Annotated in this window: 12 protein-coding genes; 3 read left to right on the forward strand and 9 right to left on the reverse strand. The window is 29.0% G+C overall.

The window, feature by feature from the left end; all coding sequences use genetic code 11:
* Positions 1–179 precede the first annotated feature (179 nt).
* The 3 genes from uvrA (at position 180) to lon (ending at position 7,598) form a co-directional block, all read left to right on the forward strand.
* On the forward strand, positions 180–3,098 hold the full coding sequence (gene uvrA / locus AACP42_RS01100) for an excinuclease ABC subunit UvrA (protein ID WP_212775517.1): 2,919 nt from the start codon (positions 180–182) through the stop codon (positions 3,096–3,098).
* A 745-nt stretch (positions 3,099–3,843) separates the two neighbouring features.
* Positions 3,844–5,136 (forward strand): trigger factor, encoded by a 1,293-nt coding sequence (gene tig / locus AACP42_RS01105; protein WP_212775516.1) that lies wholly within the window; start codon positions 3,844–3,846, stop codon positions 5,134–5,136.
* An 86-nt stretch (positions 5,137–5,222) separates the two neighbouring features.
* Positions 5,223–7,598 carry an endopeptidase La gene (gene lon, locus AACP42_RS01110; RefSeq protein ID WP_212775515.1) on the forward strand — a complete coding sequence of 792 codons (2,376 nt, stop codon included), beginning with the start codon at positions 5,223–5,225 and terminating at the stop codon, positions 7,596–7,598.
* A 155-nt stretch (positions 7,599–7,753) separates the two neighbouring features.
* On the opposite strand, the gene AACP42_RS01115 is transcribed toward lon, so the two are convergent.
* The 9 genes from AACP42_RS01115 to whiA all read right to left on the reverse strand — a co-directional run bounded on the left by AACP42_RS01115 (position 7,754) and on the right by whiA (position 19,092).
* Positions 7,754–9,130: a TldD/PmbA family protein gene (locus AACP42_RS01115; protein ID WP_212775514.1), complete on the reverse strand. Its 1,377-nt coding sequence runs from the start codon at positions 9,128–9,130 to the stop codon at positions 7,754–7,756.
* The gene (locus AACP42_RS01120) at positions 9,127–10,506 is read right to left on the reverse strand and encodes a TldD/PmbA family protein (RefSeq protein ID WP_212775513.1); all 1,380 of its coding nucleotides are present in this window, start codon (positions 10,504–10,506) and stop codon (positions 9,127–9,129) included. Before AACP42_RS01120 ends, AACP42_RS01115 begins: the two co-directional genes overlap by 4 nt.
* An 817-nt stretch (positions 10,507–11,323) precedes the next feature.
* A complete protein-coding gene (gene lepA, locus AACP42_RS01125; protein ID WP_212775512.1) occupies positions 11,324–13,141 on the reverse strand; it encodes a translation elongation factor 4 in 1,818 nt (605 codons plus the stop codon).
* Positions 13,142–13,673: 532 nt separating this feature from the next.
* Entirely contained in the window at positions 13,674–14,489 is an 816-nt protein-coding gene (locus tag AACP42_RS01130; RefSeq protein WP_212509073.1) for a hypothetical protein, read from the reverse strand.
* Between the two features lie 440 nt (positions 14,490–14,929).
* Entirely contained in the window at positions 14,930–15,379 is a 450-nt protein-coding gene (locus AACP42_RS01135; protein WP_212775511.1) for a transcription antitermination protein NusB, read from the reverse strand.
* A gap of 6 nt (positions 15,380–15,385) precedes the next feature.
* A complete protein-coding gene (locus tag AACP42_RS01140) occupies positions 15,386–15,994 on the reverse strand; it encodes a superoxide dismutase (protein ID WP_212509071.1) in 609 nt (202 codons plus the stop codon).
* Between the two features lie 192 nt (positions 15,995–16,186).
* The gene (locus AACP42_RS01145) at positions 16,187–17,527 is read right to left on the reverse strand and encodes an FAD-dependent oxidoreductase (RefSeq protein ID WP_212775510.1); all 1,341 of its coding nucleotides are present in this window, start codon (positions 17,525–17,527) and stop codon (positions 16,187–16,189) included.
* Positions 17,528–17,671: 144 nt separating this feature from the next.
* Positions 17,672–18,055, reverse strand: a complete 384-nt coding sequence (gene acpS / locus AACP42_RS01150) for a holo-ACP synthase (protein ID WP_212509069.1) — start codon at positions 18,053–18,055, stop codon at positions 17,672–17,674.
* Positions 18,056–18,057: 2 nt separating this feature from the next.
* A complete protein-coding gene (whiA, locus tag AACP42_RS01155) occupies positions 18,058–19,092 on the reverse strand; it encodes a DNA-binding protein WhiA (protein ID WP_212509068.1) in 1,035 nt (344 codons plus the stop codon).
* Positions 19,093–19,106 lie beyond the last annotated feature (14 nt).

Raw genomic sequence — 19,106 nt, forward strand, 5'->3', positions numbered from 1 at the left:
CTCTTTTTTTTGCAAGTTTTTTGCTCATTTTCCATTACTTTTCTCACCTTTTATATCATTTTCTTATCTTTTATTACTTTTTGCTAATCTTTTTTGTTATAATTAACAAAGAAATTATTATTTATAAATAATATATATAAGCCGATATAAATATAAAGGAATATATTAAAGGAATTAAAATGAAAACCAATAAACATCAATTTATTAAAGTTCGCGGAGCTCGTCAAAATAATTTAAAAAATATTAATATTGATATTCCCAAAAATAAATTAGTTATTATAACAGGATTATCAGGTTCTGGCAAATCTTCTTTAGCTTTTGATACTTTATATCAAGAAGGAAAAAGAAGGTATGTAGAATCATTAAGTGCTTATGCTAGACAATTTTTAGGTAGTTTTGAAAAACCTGATGTAGATAGTATTGAAGGTTTGAGTCCTTCTATTAGTATTGACCAAAAAACAACTTCTAATAATCCTCGTTCTACTGTGGGAACTATTACAGAAATATATGATTATTTAAGATTAATTTATGCGAATATTGCAGTTCCTTTTCATCCTGAAAAAAATATTGTCTTAGAAAAACAAACCAAAGAACAAATGATTACTAAAACTAATCAAATATTTTCCAAGCAACTAATATTAATTCTTGCTCCTATAATTGAAAGAAAAAAAGGTACCCATCAAAAAACCTTAGAAGCTCTTGCCAAAGATGGTTTTAATAGAGTAATGATTAATGATACTATTTATTTAATGGATGAGATTCCTTCTTTATCAAAAAATCAATATCATAATATTTATGTAGTAATTGATCGTTTTGAAGTTAATTCAGATAATCAAACTCGTCTTTTTGAAGCCTTAGAACAAGCTCTAAATTTAGCTCAAGGAAAAGTTTTTATTATGAATTATCAAAATAAAAATAGTAATGATAGTAATAAGAATGAAAACAACAATAAAAACCATCAAATATTAAAACTAAATTGCAATTATCATTTAGAAGGCATTAATTTTGATATTCCCTTGCGCGAATCAAGACTTTTTTCATTTAATACTCCTTTAGGAGCTTGCCAAAGTTGTAAAGGTATTGGAAAAACAGCAGAAATTGATTGCGATATGATGCTAGATTATGAAAAACCATTAAATAAAGGTGCAATTTTAATTTTTAAAAGTAATAATGAATATAATAATTTTGCTAGCAAAGAACAAGAATTAAAAGCTGTATGCAATCATTATCAAATTGATATGACTGTTCCTTTAAAAAAAATAGATCCCCAAAAACTAAATATTATTCTTTATGGTTCGCCTGACCAAATTACTTTAACGCCTCCTTTGCGTTTTTCTCGTTTTTCCAAAAATACCACCACCAAAACTCCTAAATATGATTTTTTTGAAGGTATAGCTTCTATGCTTAAAAGACGTTTTGAAGAAACAACCAGCGAATGGCTCAAAAAATGGCTTTCTAATTATATGATGGAAAAAAAATGCAAAACATGCCAAGGACAAAGACTTAATCAAGGGGCTTTACTTTTTAAAATTAATAATAAAAATATTTATGAAATAACTGATTTATCAATTGAACAAACCCTTGCTTTTTTCCAAAATTTAGAATTGTCCAACGAAGAGACAAAAATTATTAATTTAGCTCTCAAAGAAGTTATCAATCGTCTTACTTTTTTACAAGAAATTGGGTTAGGATATCTTTCTTTATCGCGCAGTGGAGCAACTCTTTCGGGAGGAGAAGCACAAAGAATTAGACTTGCTACTCAAATTGGCTCCCAACTTTCAGGAGTACTTTATGTCCTTGATGAACCTTCCATTGGATTGCACCAAAAAGACAACGATCTTTTAATTAAATCACTTCAAAAAATGCGAGATTTAAGCAATTCTTTAATTGTAGTAGAACACGATCACGATACAATGCTTGCCTCTGATTATTTAATTGATATTGGTCCTCAAGCAGGCATTTTGGGAGGGAAAGTACAAGCTTTTGGTACACCCCAAGAAGTAATGCAAAACAAAAACAGCCTTACAGGAAAATACTTATCTAAACAAATCCAAATTACATTTCCCAAAAATAGAAGAAAAGGCAATAAAGATCATATTTTAGTTACCAAAGCTTCTAAAAATAATCTTAAATCAATTGATGTTTGCTTTCCTATGCAACAATTAATTGTAGTTACAGGCGTTTCTGGTTCGGGAAAATCTACTTTAGTAAATGATGTTTTACTTGATTGTTTACAACAAAAATACAGCAAAAAAAACAAAACTCAACAAAAAGATTTTAGTCATTTAGTAAACGATTTTAACAAAGTCAAAAAAATAGTTGAAATTTCACAAGACCCAATTGGTAAAACTCCTCGCAGCAATCCCCTTACTTATACTGGTGTTTTTGATGAAATTAGAGAACTTTACTCCAAAACTAAAGAAGCCCAAATGAAAGGTTATCAAAAAGGGCGTTTTTCTTTTAACGTTAAAGGCGGTAGATGTGAGGCTTGTAGTGGCGATGGAGTTAAAAAAATATCTATGCATTTTTTACCAGATGTCTATGTTATGTGCGAAGCTTGTAAAGGAACTCGTTATCAAAAAGAAACTTTAAGCATCAAATACAAAGATAAAACTATTGCAGATATTCTTGCTATGAGTGTTGAAGAAGGGGTTTTATTTTTCCAAAATCATCCCAAAATTAAACATCAATTAGAAATTTTACAAAATGTAGGGCTTGGCTACATTAAATTAGGACAGTCCTCGCCAACTTTATCCGGAGGAGAAGCCCAACGAGTTAAATTAGCAAGCGAACTACACAAAAAAGTTATTCCAGGTGCTTTGTATATTTTAGATGAACCTACCACAGGACTTCATTCAGAAGACGTTAGACAATTGCTTAAAGTTCTTCATCAAATGACAGATCAAAAAGCTACTATTGTTGTAATTGAACATAATTTAGATGTAATTAAAAATGCTGATTATATCATTGATTTAGGTCCTGAAGGAGGAGCTTGTGGCGGATATGTAGTTGCAACAGGAACCCCAGAACAAGTAAGCCAAAATGAAAAAAGTTATACTGGTAAATATTTAAAAAAGATTCTTAACGAAGAAAAATAAATCCAAAATTTAAAGATGAAATCAAACTTTTAATTTAGATAAATCCCAACTAACTACATCCTAAACATTGGACTAATTAAAATCAATTTAACAATTTAAAAAACTAATATTTAAGTAAAATTGCAAAATGGGCAAAAACAAAAACCACTTTTAAACTCACACCAACCAAACAATTTTAGGAAATATTTTGTCCTTCTACAAAAAAATATTTTAATTACAACCTCACCAAAAAACCATTTAATCAGAAAGCAAAAATTACTAATAATTTCAAGAAATATTTAGTTATTATGGTATAATAAATAGTAGGAAAGAAAAGTAATTTACACAATTACAAAATTTATAAATGACAATTATTTTTCTACCACAAAATATTTATAAAAAAGATTAAATGAATTAAAAAAAGCTAAAAAATTAAACTAAATAAAACCGCGAACCCAAAAAAACAACTTTTAATTTAGTTAAAAAACTTAATTATAAATTAGTTGCCAAATTGTAAAACAAAAAAGCAAAAACCCAACTTGTTTCCCCAAAAAACAATTAACACTAATTTAATTGGAATTTGCTTATATAATCAATATATAAATGAAAAAACTCATAATTATTTGCAACTATTTGCACCAATCAAACCAAATAACCCCCCAACAACAATATTTTTTAGTTTTTATTGATGCTTCATAATCAAAATAAATAACACCCCAAAACATAAAACAAACCCCAACAAACCAAAAAGGAAAAGATATTAAAAATGGAAATTAAAAAAATCAACGATCAAAAAGTACAATATTTTTTTGAAGTTTCTTCAAAGGAATTAGAAACCCAACTGGCTAGTGCTTATGAAAAAATTAAACCAAAAGTAGAAATTAAAGGTTTTAGAAAAGGGCACGTTCCAAGAAAAATTTTTGAAAATCGTTTCGGTAAAGACAATTTATACTCCGATGCATTAGAAAATATCGTGCAAACCAAATATCAAGAAGTCCTACAAAAAAAAGATTTCGAAAGTATGGGAATGCCTCAAGTAATTGATTTAGACGAAAAAAAACTTAAAGATAATCAAAATTTTACTTTCGGACTGGAATTTATCGTTAAACCTAAAGTTACTTTAAAAAAATATTTAGGGTTAGAAATTACAAAAGACGATCTTGAAGTAACAGATTGTGAAGTGGAAGAAAAAATAAATTCCTTATTAGAAAAACAAACAACTTTGGAACCCAAAACCCAAAACGACTTTTTGGAATTAACAGACAATGCTATTTTTGATTTTGAAGGCTTTGTTGATGGCAAACCTTTTGAAGGCGGCACTGCCAAAGATTTTAGTTTAGAAATTGGCTCTGGTCAATTTTTACATGGTTTTGAAGACCAAATGTTAGGGATGAAACAAGGACAAACCAAAGACATTAATATCACTTTTCCAAGCGATTACCACCAAAAAAGTTTAGCTAATCAAAAAGCTGTTTTTAAAGTAACTCTACACCAAATCAAAACTAAAAAAATACCTCAACTAACAGATAATTTGGTAAAATCACTTAAACTTGCCAATGCTTCAACCGTAGAAGAATTAAAAAACAACACTAAACAAACTCTTTTAGCTCAAAAAAAACACAAAGACAAAGAAAACGTTGAAAAACAAGTAATAGAACAATTAGTTAAAAATTCCGAATTAGAAATTCCTCAAGAAATTGTTTCCCAAGAACAAATCCGCCTCCAAAAAGAATTTGAAGCACGATTAAAACAACAAAATTTAACTTTGGAACAATACAAACAATATTTAGGTATTGATGATGAAAAAATGGAAAAAGAATTTAGCCAACAAGCACAAAAAAACCTCCAATATCAACTTATTATGGAACAAGTTGCAGCCCAAGAAAAACTAACTATTTTCCAAGAAAAAATCGAACAACAATACCAAAACTTAAGTAACCATTACAAAGTTCCAGTTAACCATATCAAACAAAACCTTCCTGAAAAAAACCTAAAACATTCTCTTTTGATGGATGAAGCCTTAGAACTTGTTATTAATAAAGCTGTTGTTGCTAAATAAAATTTATCACCCCACCAAAAAATCACTCCACAACTTAAAAATGAAAAAGTTTAAAAGTTAAAAAAATATCAAAAGGATGAAAATATATGAAAACCAAAAGCAAAAAATTAAAATCCGATCTTTCTATGGATGCATTTGAAGATATTTTTCAAGAAATTCCTGAACAACTTCCAGTTGTAGTTATCAGCGAAGTAATGCCTATTCCAAATGTTGATTTTCGTATTGAAGTATCAGACAATTCTTATTTAAAAGCTTTAAAAGAATCAGAAACTAACGCAAATTCTTTTGTTATTCTTTTAACTCAAAAAGATTTATCACCCAACAAACCCAAACTAACTAATCTTCAACGTTACGGTGTATTGGCACAAATAATTACCAAAGTAAAAATCCCTCACGGCGATTTTAAAGTGAGATTTCGCATTTTACAAAGAGTAAAAATTGATAAATTTTTGCAAAAAGAACCTTTTTTAAAAGCCTCATATGAAAAAGTCAACACCATTTATGGAAACGTTGAAGAAGAAAAAGCCTTAATCAAGCTAGTTATAGAAAAAATTATGGACAAACCTTTTCAACTGCTTGTTCAAAACACCAATAATTTTTTAGATATCATCAAAACAGAACCAGAAACAGAAAATATCACTGATATCATTGTTTTTAATTTAAAAATCGATGTTTTAGATAAATATAAATACCTTAAAGAAGCTCACCTTAATAAAAGAATTTTTTATATTCTTCAAGACATCCAAAGCTTACTTATAGGACTTGATTTAGAACAAAAAATCAATGAAAAAGTAAAACAAAGTATTGATGAAAACCAAAAAGAATTTTATTTAAGAGAAAAAATGAAAGCGATTCAACTAGAATTAGGGGACAAAGCCAAAAAGGAAGAAGAAATTGCAGAATTGCGCAATAAAATCAAAAAAACTCCTTTACCTCCTGAAATCAAAAAAAAAGCTTTACAAGAATTATCACGTTACCAATCATCATCATCTTTAATGGCAGAATCTTTTGTAATTAAAAATTATCTTGATTTTTTACTGGAATTACCTTGGGGCAAAACCAGCCAAGATGAAAACGATTTAGTTGCCATTGAAAAATCCTTAAATAACCAACATTACGGACTTGAAAAAGTCAAAGAACGTATTTTAGAATATGCAGCAGTCAAAATAATGACTAAGAAAAACCCTCAAAATATTTTATGTCTTGTAGGTCCTCCAGGAGTGGGGAAAACCTCACTTGCTTCTTCTATTGCCAAAGCTTTAGGACGCCAATTTGTCAGACAATCCTTAGGCGGTTTAAAAGAAGAATCAGAAATTAGAGGCCACAGAAGAACTTATATTGGAGCTATGCCTGGACGCATTCTTGCAGGCATTAGAGACGCCAAAACAGTTAATCCTGTCTTTTTATTAGACGAAATTGACAAACTAGTAGCCAATTATAACTTTGATCCTGCGTCAGCTTTATTAGAAGTCCTTGACCCACAACAAAATATTAATTTTATGGATCATTTTTTATCCGAACCATTTGATTTATCCCAAGTATTATTTATCACCACTGCCAATTACCTTGACAATGTTCCCGAAGCTTTAAAAGACCGTATGGAAATTATCGAAGTAAGTTCTTACACTGAAAAAGATAAAATTAACATCGCTTCTAAATATCTTTTAAAAAAACAACTCAAAAATCACGGAATCACTGACACAAATTTAGTTATTGACAATGATACTATCCTTTATTTAATTAGACATTACACCAAAGAAGCAGGAGTAAGAGAGTTAGATAGAATCCTTGCAGAACTAGCTAGAAAAACAGTTAAAGAATGTTTAATTACCAAAAAAGAACAAGTAATTATTACTCCTCAAAACGTTACTAAATACTTAGGTAAAGAAAAATACCTACATCTTTTAGATGAACAAAAAGAAAAAATAGGATCCACTAACGGACTTGCCTATACTTATTTTGGAGGCGATTTGCTTCCAGTAGAAGTTACTTATTACAAAGGTAAAGGACAATTAGTCCTTACAGGTAAATTAGGAGAAGTCCTTAAAGAAAGTGCTTATACTGCTTTAAGTTTCATCAAAGCTAACTGTCAAAATTTAGGAATTGATGCCAATATTTTTGTAGAAAACGATTTTCATATTCATCTTCCAGAAACAGCCATTCCTAAAGATGGTCCTTCAGCTGGAATTACTATTGCAACTTCCCTTGTCTCTGCAATTACCCAAAAATATGTTAAAAAAGGTTTGGGAATGACAGGAGAAATTACTTTACGAGGTAATATTTTAGCTATCGGAGGCTTAAAAGAAAAAGCTATTGCTGCTAATCGTAGCGGTCTTGACACTATTTTTATTCCTCAAGAAAATATCAAAGATATTGAAGATATTCCTGAAGAAGTAAGAACTAAATTAAATATTATTCCTGTATCAAACATTTCTGATGTTTTTTCGCAAGTATTTGTTTGATTAAGATATAAAAAACACCATCTTTAAGATGGTGTTTTTTGTTTTTATACATAATTAAAAAGTTTTCAAAACTTCAATTATTATTTTAATATTTATTTTTTTCGATAAAAATTACAAAATAATAAAGGGGCAAAAAATCATTTACAAAGAAAAATTTACTTTCCTCCAATATTTAAATCCCCTACATAAACGCTAGAACTACCAAATCCTGAAGTTTGAAATTCAAAATCATTAGCAATGGTGTCTACATTTTTAAGAATATCAAAAAAATTACCAGAAACAACAATCATTTTAACAGGAGTTGTAACTTTACCTTTTTCAATTCTAAAACCACTAGCTTGTAGGCTAAAATCTCCACTAACAGTTTTAATTCCTGCATGCATCCCTACTAAATCAGTAATATAAATACCATTTTGAATAGGTTCAATCATTTCTGAAAAACTTTTTTTGCCAGGCACCAAATAACAATTAATCATAGAAGTACTGCCATCAAAACCGTTTCCAGTTGGAGTTTGTTTAAAAATGCGAGCAGTTTTTAAGTTGTGGATAAATCCTTGAAAAACTCCTTTAGTAATAATGGGTTTGGTTTGGCAAGCTACTCCTTCATCATCAAATTTTTCTTTAAAATAAGCCCCATCGTTTAAAGGATCATCAATAATACTAACTTTTTCAGAAGCAATTAAACAATTAACTTTATCTTTTAATTTAGTTAAGTTGCGATAAGCACTTGTACCAGTAAAAATATCGCTGAAACTTTCCAAAAGGTCTGCAAACATTTCATTAGAAAAAATAACTGGATATTTTTGAGATACCAAAGATTTAGCTCCTAATTTTTTTTCGCCCATCTCAACAATTTCAGTACCTAATTTAACAGGATTGAAGGTTACAAAATCCTTAGCTAAAATACTTTTGCCATAACTTTCAATTTCGCTTTCTTTTTGAAAAACCGCAGAAGCATACAAATAAGCAAAGCTGTTTTGGTGCGATAAATTGAGCCCTTTGGAATTTAATAATGTTTTTTTATGACAAACTTCTTGGTAAATAATGCCATTAGTAGCTTGCAAATGGGAACTTTGCAACATTGTTTTTTCTAACTGCAACAACAAATTTTGTTTTTGTTCTAATGGAACTTGTCCAAAATCAAAGTTATTTTCCAATACTTCAGGATAACTGGAAGATCCTTCAAAAATAAGAGCAGGTTCTTTAGAAGTAATTGTTTGGCAATTTTCTTTGAGGGTTTCAAAAGCATTATCAAAAGCGCTGTCAGTTAATTGTTCTAAAACAATAGAAGTTTTTTTATTGGCAAAAATACCTCTTATAACTACAGAAGCAACATCGCTCCAAACACAAGCATCTATTTTGCCTTTATCCAAAGATAGTTTAAAAGTTTGACTTTCATGAATTGCAATTTCTAATGCTTCAAAACCTTGTTGCATTCCTTTTTCTAACCATTTTTTATAATTGTTAGGAGTGGGGTTTGTGTGAGTGGTTTGGCTTTGGGGTTTTGGGGTTTTAGTTACGTCTTTTATCATTTTTGATTTCCTCCTACAATCATTTCTTTTACTCTAATAGTGGGTTGTCCTACATCAACTGGTAGAGAACCAGAACAAGAACCACACATTCCTTGACCTAAAACTAAATCATTGGCAACACGGTCAATTTTAAATAAAATATCTGCTCCATGACCAATTAACATCGCTCCTTTAACATGGGTTGTTAATTTACCATTTTCGATTAAATAGCCTTCATTAACTACAAAATTAAATTCTCCAGTAGCAGGAACAACTGTTCCACCACCTAGACTTTTAGCATAAAGACCGTAAGGAGTATCTGCAATAATTTGTTCGGGGGTTTCTGTGCCTTTTTCGATGTAGGTGGAATTCATGCGCGAAGTAGGAGAGTATTTATAAGATTGTCTACGTGAAGAACCGGTAGATTGCATCTTCATTTTGCGTCCGTTTCTAAAATCAATTAAATAACCTTTAAGGATACCTTTTTCAATTAAAAGATTTTTTTGGGTGGGATTTCCCTCGTCATCAAAATTAAGACTGCCCCAAGACGCTTTAATAGTTCCATCATCATAAGCAGTTACAACTTCAGAAGCAACTTTTTGATTTAATTTATTACAAAAAGGAGAAAGGCCTTTAGCAACTGCAGTAGCTTCAAGGGGATGTCCGCAAGCCTCATGGAAAATAACGCCTCCAAAACCATGATTAATTACAACTGGCATAGTTTGAGGTTTTAAAGATTTAGCATCTAATAAAGCAACTGCTTGTTTTGCTACTTGTTTGGCAATTGTTTCTAAATCAATTACATCCAAGAATTCCAATCCCATTGCGCGTCCAGGACCTTCAAAGGCTTCTTGCATTTCTTGTCCTCTTTGTGCAACTCCTACAAGCCCACATCTAATATAATTGCGTGTGTCATTTTGATAAACTCCTAAAGTATTAGCAATTAAAACATGTTGTTCTTTTTGGTTTAAAGAGGTGATGGATTGAATAATTTGAGGATCATAATTTTGAATAATAGCCGATAATTTAAGTAATTTTTGGGCTTTTTGTTCTTGAGTCATGCTGTTATAAGGTTTTTGGATAGTATTTTTTAGGGGTTTTTTGGTTTGCAAGGCAATAACTTTATTTGCTTTTCCTTGAAAAGATTTTTTTAATTTTAAAAGCAAGGATAAAACATTTTGATAATCAGTTTTATTGGTATAGCCATAAACTTCATCAAAGCCTTTTAATAAGCGAATTCCTACTCCAAAAGTATTAGAAGTATCAGCAGAAACTACATCTTTGCCAATTACTTTAAGGGTATGAGAATAAGCATTTTCAAAAAATAATTCTGCAAAATCAGCTCCCTTATCTAAAGATAAATTTAGAATTTTTTGAATATCTTCTTTATTTAACATCAAATAATATTCTCCTTTATATTGTTTGTAAATCTCTTTTATTTTATCATTTTTTTAAGCTTTTTAAGCATATTATATAAAAGTTTTCCAAATGAATTTATTATTGTTTTGTTAATTTGTTTGTTTTTATATGTTATAATAAAATACACAATTAAAGAGGAGCATATAAAAGCATAAAAACGTTGAAATAAGTATTTTTAATTCGTTTATTGCATTTCATCATCAAAATATTAACTTAAAAAACTTGATATAATATAAATATTTATTTTTAAAATCATTATAATATTATAAAAAGAAAAGAGGCAAGTAAATGTTTAGAATCAAATTTATTATTTTTAAACCAGAATTAGATAAACAAGGAAGAAAGCAAGTAGATAATTGGAAAACTCAAATTAGAAATATTTTTAATTTCCTTTTCTTTTTGGTAATTTTGTTATCTTCGGGGTTTATTTCATTTCATATAGATAGTATTTTAAAACAAAATACCACATTACACCCTTTAATGAAAAATTTTCTTATTATGGTTAAATTATTTTTTTGGATATGTGCACTTTTATCCCTTCCATTTGTTTTTTGCTCGTTTTTTGATGGGTGTAGATAGTATGAAAGGAAGAACATTTAGCCAATTAATTTTAAGTAAAATATATTCAAAACCACAAATTGCTCCTAATGGTAAAAATAATCAATCCAAAAATAATACAAATACCCCCAAAAAATAATAAAAATAAATATAAATGTCAACAATAAATAAAACAAAAACTCCTTATATATTATAAGGAGTTTTTTCAATATTCTTTTATATCTTTGAAACAAATAATTATTTAGTAGCAAGAATAGCAAGAAAGGCTTTTTGAGGTAATTGCACTTTTCCTAATGTTTTCATTTTCTTTTTACCTTTTTTTTGTTTCTCTAATAATTTCTTTTTACGAGTAACATCGCCTCCATAAAGTTTAGCTGTTACATCTTTACGCATAGCTTTGATAGTTTGTCTGGCAATAATTTTTTTACCCAAAGCTGCTTGAATAGGAATTTCAAACATTTGTTTAGGAATAAACTCTTTTAAAGTCTCACAAATAGCCTTTCCTCTTTCATAGGCAAAATCATGATGAACAATTAAAGATAGAGCATCAACAATTTCTCCATTTAATAAAATATCCATTTTTTGTAATTTAGAAACACGATATTTATCTATTTCATAATCAAAAGAAGCATAGCCTTTGGTTAATGATTTTAACTTATCAAAATAACTATAAATAATTTCTGAAAAAGGCAGCAAATAATTAATCATTACTCTTTGACTATCAATATATTCAATATTTTGAAGGGCTCCTCTTTTATTTTGGGAAAGCTCCATTACTTTACCAATATAGATTTCAGGACACATAATAGTAGCTTTAATGAAGGGTTCTTCAATGCGGTCAATCATTTGAGTGGATGGAAGTTTGGAAGGATTATCAACTAAAAGTTTTTCTCCTTTGATAGAATAAACATGATAAATAACAGAAGGAGCAGTAGCAATTACTTCTACTCCAAATTCGCGACTAATTCTTTCTTGAATAATTTCCATATGCAAAAGTCCCAAAAACCCAGTTCTAAAACCAAGTCCCAAAGCATTAGAACTTTCAGGTTCAAAAATTAAGGAAGAATCGTTGAGTTTTAGTTTTTCCAAAGCTTCTTTAAGGATGTTATATTTATTAGTTTCGACAGGATAAAGTCCACAAAAAACTACTGAATTCATTTGTTTGTATCCCGGTAAAGGTAGCAAAGCTTGATTGGTTTGCGAAGTAATGGTGTCTCCAACTCTTACATGATTAATACTTTTAATAGCAGCAGTAAGATAACCTACATCACCTGGTGCCAAAAAATCTTTTACAATTTGTTTGGGATTATAAACTCCTACTTCAACTACTTCATAAACACTATTACTTGCCATAAAACGAATTTGATCGCCTTTTTTAACTGTGCCATTGACGATTCTAATGGAAGGTACAACTCCTTTATAAGAATCAAAATAAGAATCAAAAATTAAGGCTTGCAAGGGCTTTTGAATGTCTCCTTGAGGAGGTGATATTCTAGTTACTATTTGTTCCAAAATATCAATGACTCCAAGCCCTGTTTTTCCACTTGCAATTAAGGCTTGTTCAGGGTCAAGTCCCAAAATTTCTTTAATTTCTTCTTTAACTTTAGGAACATCTGCGCTTGGCAAATCCACTTTATTCAAAACAGGAATAAGGGTTAAATTGTTATCAACAGCTAAATAAACGTTGGCAAGAGTTTGGGCTTGAATGCCTTGGGCAGCATCAATAATTAAAAGAGCACCTTCGCAAGCTGCCAAAGAACGCGATACTTCATAACTAAAATCAACGTGTCCCGGTGTGTCAATCAAATGCATAATATAATTTTTGCCATCTTTGGACTTGTAGTTAATTTCTACAGCATTTAATTTAATAGTAATTCCGCGCTCGCGTTCTAAGTCCATGGAATCCAAAATTTGTTCTTTCATTATTCTTTTGTCAATTGTGCCTGTAAATTCTAAAATACGGTCGGCCAAAGTTGATTTACCGTGGTCAATGTGGGCGATAATGGAAAAATTACGTATGCGTTTTTGCCTTTCTTTTAATTGTTCTATGTTCATTTTTTGTTTATTTCCTTTATATTTTGGTTGGTTGGTTTTAGTTTGATTTTGTGGGTTTTAATGTGGTTTGTGCTTGGTAGAATTAATTTTTATGATTTTTATTGGTTTTTGATTGTGAAATGATATTTTATAGTTATTATTTTTTTGGTTATTGGGTTTGGTAGTTTGTTAAGGTTGTTTTATTCTTTTTTAAGTTTTTTAAAATAACTATTATAAATCATTGTAAAGTTAAATTATTTAATATCTAATTCAAAATTTATTATAACAAAAAAATAGTTTCTAAGTACAAAATTAGTGTTTTTTTGTAATTTTAAAGTTATTAAAGTTATAAATTATGTTAAAATCCAATTAAATCACATTTTTATTTTGACAAAAAAATTATAAAATAAGAATAAATAAGTAGTATAGCAAGCAAAATTATAATAAATAATTAGCAAAAAAGACCAACTTAAAGTCGATCTTAATTTGTTTTTAATTTGAAAATATGGCAAGTTTTAAATATTTTGAAAAGTATTGGAACTAACTAAATAATTTATTGTTCAGTTTCTTTGGAATTTTTTGAAGGTGAATTGGGGATGAATTTATCTATAAATTCTTCGGTAAGCATTAAGGCATTTTGAGGACTTATAGGTTTGTTAAGTGTAGGATGGTATTTTTCCTTACCTGGTTTAAATAAATGATATTTTTTGTAAATGTTAGTCATTTTTGGGCTTCTCCAAAAAAAATAAATATTTTGGCTTTCATTTTTCATTTGTAAAATATCATCTAAAGTGTATTTGTTCCAATCACTAATATCAAACTTATCAAAAGGAGATTCAAAATAAATCCCTACTAAATCTAAAGGAGGAGTTTTGATTCCTGTCATAACGCTATATAAAAAAGCGCCTGCAAGATCTTGTCCATTAAATGAAGGGAAACAAGCTACCCAACCATCATATTGAGGTTGTATTTTGTAGATAATTTTATGCATTAAAGTAGGTTTTAGATTTTCCATATAAACATGGGTTTCAGAATTTTTAAGTGTGCCATCTTGCATAAATTCACTATCAGGCACTATAAAATGATAATGTTTTTTGTCATTTACTGTTTGAATATAAAGAGGTAGTGTTTCTTTTCCTTGTTGTAATTCTTGTGTTTTTGGTTTTGTCAAATTGGGAGTTTTGACGAAATTTTGTTGATTGGGTTTTTGGGTTTGGTTGTTAGTTAATTGTATTTTTTCTGATGATCTAAAGGTTGAATGTCTTTTTTGTAAACTTAATATTAATAACAATAATACTAATATTATTGATGAAATAACACATAAAAAAGGCACTAATTTATATTTTTGATTAAATAATTTAATATTCAAAATATTTGTTTCCTTAATAAAAAATAAAATAATAGGGTTAAATGAATACCAAATAATTATTTTATTGTAGTTTTTTTAACTGCTCAAGCTAAAGTTTTTTGAATGTTTCTGTAATTAAAAAGATTTAAGGAGGATATCTATATTTTTTTAATTTGGCAAGTTTGTTTTTTGCTACTGTTATCAAATCAAAAAAATTATTATAAAAATGAGCCATTAATTATGCTTTCTAAAGAAAAAAGAATTTTTACTAAACTTGTTATTTTAAAAGTTTTTTAAAACGATCTAAAATTGGTGTTTTGTTTTGCTGAGATGTTAATTATTTTATTGTTGTTGTTTTTATTTTTTTGGTATAGAATTATTGTAAATTTTTCATAATTATTTAAGGTATGCTATCAAATAAAATAAAAAAAGACCTTTCAATTAGAAAAGTCTTTAAAAAATTATTTATTATTTGGGTATTTTTTCAATTCAATTAGGTAATAAGTTTTTTTATACATTTGTAATTGTTGATATATTTGATCTAATAATTTATTGTTGAATTTATGTTGTTTTTCATCGTTTAAATTGCAGAATTGTTTGGTAAGTTCTATTGCCTCGTCGATTATAATGGCATGAGAAATGTTTGTTTCTAACAATTCATAAGTAGCTAAGCGAATGATTGCTTTGTCTACTTTGTTAAGGCGATTTATTTTATAATCATATAAACTTTTTGTGATGATTTCATCAATAAATTTAAGTTTGGTGATGATTTTTTGAAAAAAAGTAAAAATGGGATTGGGATTTGTTTGTGACAAAGTCAAATTATTTTGGTAAAAATCATATTGATATAATAATTTCATCACTTCAATTCGTAATAACCGTGATTCTTTTTTATTTTGAGGATGTTTCATGGTAAATTATTTTAATGTTTGAGTAAGGTTATTTTTTACTTTTTCCCAGTCTAAGACACTAAAAAAAGCTTCAATATAATCAACTCTACGATTTTGATAACTTAAATAATAAGCATGTTCCCAAACATCTAGACCCAAAAGAGGAGTTCCTTGGTTTAGAACTACATCTTGATTAGGAGTAAAAGTAATTGCAAGTTTTTGTTGTGGAGTTAATACAAGCCAAGCCCAACCGCTTCCAAAAATGGTTTTAGCAGCATTAGCAAATTTGTCTTTGAAAGAATCTATAGAACCAAATTCGCAGTCAATCATTTCTTTTAATAATCCTTGAGGAGTATTGCCATTATTTACTTTTAGAATGTTCCAAAAAAAAGAATGATTAAAATGTCCGCCACCATTATTTCTAACTGTTTGTCTAATATCTTGTGGTACTAACGATAAATCAGTTAGCATTTGTTCCAAAGATAAATTTAGTTGAGGGTGTTTTTTGAGAGCATCATTAAGGTTATTAATGTATGTTTGATGGTGTTTGAGATGATGTAATTGCATAGTTTGAGTATCAAAAAAAGGTTCTAAAGCATCATATTGATAAGGAAGAGAAAGTAGAGTAAAGTTCATTTGTTTGCTCCTTTAATGGTTAATGAAAAGATTTTTTGGGGGGTAGTGTTGGAATGAGGGGTTAATTGTGATAAAATGGAATAAAAAAACACTGTTTGTAATTATAACAAACAATGTTTTGTTGTGTTTTTGTCTTTTGTGTTTTTTTATCTAATTTATTTTGTCGCGCATTTGGTAGTTTACAAATAGTTATTAAGATTTAACTTCTAAAGCCTTAAGTCCTGCTAAATTGAGTAATCCCCAAGGTTTGTTGAAATGGGGTTGGAAGAAAAAGTCAACAAAAGCAAGTTGTTCTACTGTCATTTGGTTTTGCATACAAACACTTAAAGTATTCATTTTTTCAGTTAAATCAACGCGAGAAACAATTTGTCCTCCCAAAATTTTACGAGTTTCTTTGTCAAAAACAAGCTTTAACATTACAGCATCATAATCAGGCATAAATTCAGGTCTATTAGCATCTTTGATTGTAACAGTACCATAGTTTTTACCTAAAGCTTTGGCTACATTTTCAGTAAGTCCTGTTGAAGAAATACTCAAATCAATAATTTTAATGCCACTTGTTCCTTGAGTTCCTAAATATTTTACGCAAGGTTTTTCAATGTTAAGTCCTACAAGTGTTCCCATTCTAATAGCATTAGTTGCTAAAGGCATGTATTTTACTTCTTGGGTAGGGTTGTAATAAACGTTAACACAATCACCACAAGCATAAACATCAGGGTCTGAAGTTTGCATATATTCGTTAACAACTAAAGCACCATTAAAGGATGTTTCGAGATGATGAGCAAATAATTGAGTGTTGGGTTTAAAGCTGATACACATAATTACCATTTCGGTCTCAAAGGTGTTTTTATCAGTTTTTACATGAGTCACTAAGCCGTCCTTAGTTTCGAATCCTGCTATTTTTTGTCCTAATGCTAGTGTAACTCCGTGGTCAGTTAAGGTTTTTTGAGCTACATCTGTAAATTCTTTGTCTAAATATTTAGACATAATTCTATCTTCTGCGTCTACTAAAACTACTTCTTTTTTTTGTACCGCAAATGCTTCAGCTAACTCAATTCCGATATAGCCAGCGCCTACTACTGTGATTTTATTAACGTTTTTGCTGTAATTAATAATATCTTTGGCATGATCAAAGTTTTTAGACATTAAAATATTTTTGCAATCAATTCCTTTAATAGGAGGAATAACAGGCCAAGAACCAGTTGCAATTACTAATTTATCGTAGTTGTCTTTAAACTGTTTGCCAGTTTCTAAACTTTGAACTAAAACTTCTTTTTTGTTAAAATCTAGTTTTAATACTTCATGTTTAAGTTTGGTACAAACATCCATATTTACCAGTTCATCAGGATTTGAATAAAAAAGTCCTAGACTGTCTTTGATAACTCCTCCAACATACAAGGCAATTCCACAAGAAAGAAAAGAGATATTATCGTTTCTTTCATATACAACAACATCAGCTTGGGGATTGTTTTTTTTAATTGTTTTTACTGCAGCAGTTCCTGCATGAGTACAACCAACAACGATAACTTTCATATTTTTGTTATTAACTCCTTTGGATTTTTTCTTTGTTTTTTTTATTTAATTTTATTTTTGCTATACACTTTTAATTATACCTAAAAAACACTTGACAAAATAAATAAAATTGTAGGATAATCAAAAAAAATAAAACGAATTTGATTATGGCGTGCTTTGTGGCAACTTTTTTACAATAACAAGGGCTAAGGCGTAATTATCGGTGTGAGTGATAGAAATTAAAATGGGGTTGAAAAAAGTGGTGCATGTGTTGTTTTTCACATAAGGAGCGCCGTTTTTGTCGTTAAGAATAGACCAGTTGCAATAGTTTTGGCAAGTAGGGTCGATTTTTTGGGGTGTTTGAAAAGCTTTAAAAAGAGCTTCTTTAGAAGCCCACCTTCCTGCTAAAAAGGTAAGTTGGCTTTGGGGATTTTGAATGATTTGATAAATTTGGTGTTCTTCTGAGGATAAAATCCTTGCTGCTAAAATGTCTTTGCCTATTTTTTTAATTTTTTTAATTTCAACTAAATCTATGCCGATATTTTCCATATTTATTTTTTTTCCTTAGATGGTGCCAAAATTTGGGGAGTTTCAATTTCACAAGCTAGTCTTTTGATTTTTTGAAAATAATAATTTAGTCCTGATTTAGTGATTTGTTGCTTGTGTTTGTGGTAATATTTTTGAGTTAATTCTTGTAAACTTGCATCAGGGTTTTCTTTTCTTAATAACATAATTTGCAATAATTTAGGTTCAAGGTTGGGAAGTTGTTTTTGGGATTTTTCATTTTTGGGATTTTTCATTTTTAAGTTCGTGTTTTTGGGTTTGAGATTTGGGGTTTGAAAGTGTTTTTCAATCAAATTAATTTGTTGTAATTGTAAATTGGCAGAAGTAAGAATTTTTTTTTCATTTGAAATTTCAAAATTAATAGAGGATTTAATAATGTGGTTTAAGTCTTTTTGAATTATTGTTTTTTCGTATTGAAAAACTATTTCCAAAGCGCCGATTAACCTTAAAAAATCAATAATCATTTGAGATTCTTTCAAATAAACTAAAAAACCTTTTTTGTGATTAATTTGTTTGGCGTTAAGGCTGAAATGAAGCATCAAAGTTTTAATTAATTCAATTTTGTGGCGGTCTTTGTGAAAAAATTCTAGATGATAATTAGTTTTTTTGGGGTCGTTTGCAAAACCTATGCATAAAAAAATACCTCTTAAAAATGCTTTTTTGGCTTTTTGGCTTTTGAGCAAAGGTAAAAAATCGATTGGAGTTTGAGTAAAAAAATGATGTTTTTCTAAAATTAAGGGAATGTCTTTTTCAATTCCTACATGAATGCTTTTTAAATGTGGTAAATTATATTCTTTGCTAGTCATCAAAAAAGAGTTGGTATTAGGATAAAAAGTTTTGATTAAAATAAGGAAACGCCTAGCAATTTTGATACTTTTGGTTTGGAACCACAATAAAGTTTTTTGGTGGTTTTTTTCTAATTCACAGCCAAAATGTAATAAAGCTGTCAATTCAAAAAAATTTTCTATGGGTAAGAATTTTTGACAAGCAATTTCTTCTTTAATTTTAATGTTAAAAGACATTGGCACCTTCTTGG

This window comes from Hydrangea phyllody phytoplasma, from assembly GCF_036985185.1.
Classification (GTDB): domain Bacteria; phylum Bacillota_I; class Bacilli_A; order Acholeplasmatales; family Acholeplasmataceae; genus Phytoplasma; species Phytoplasma asteris.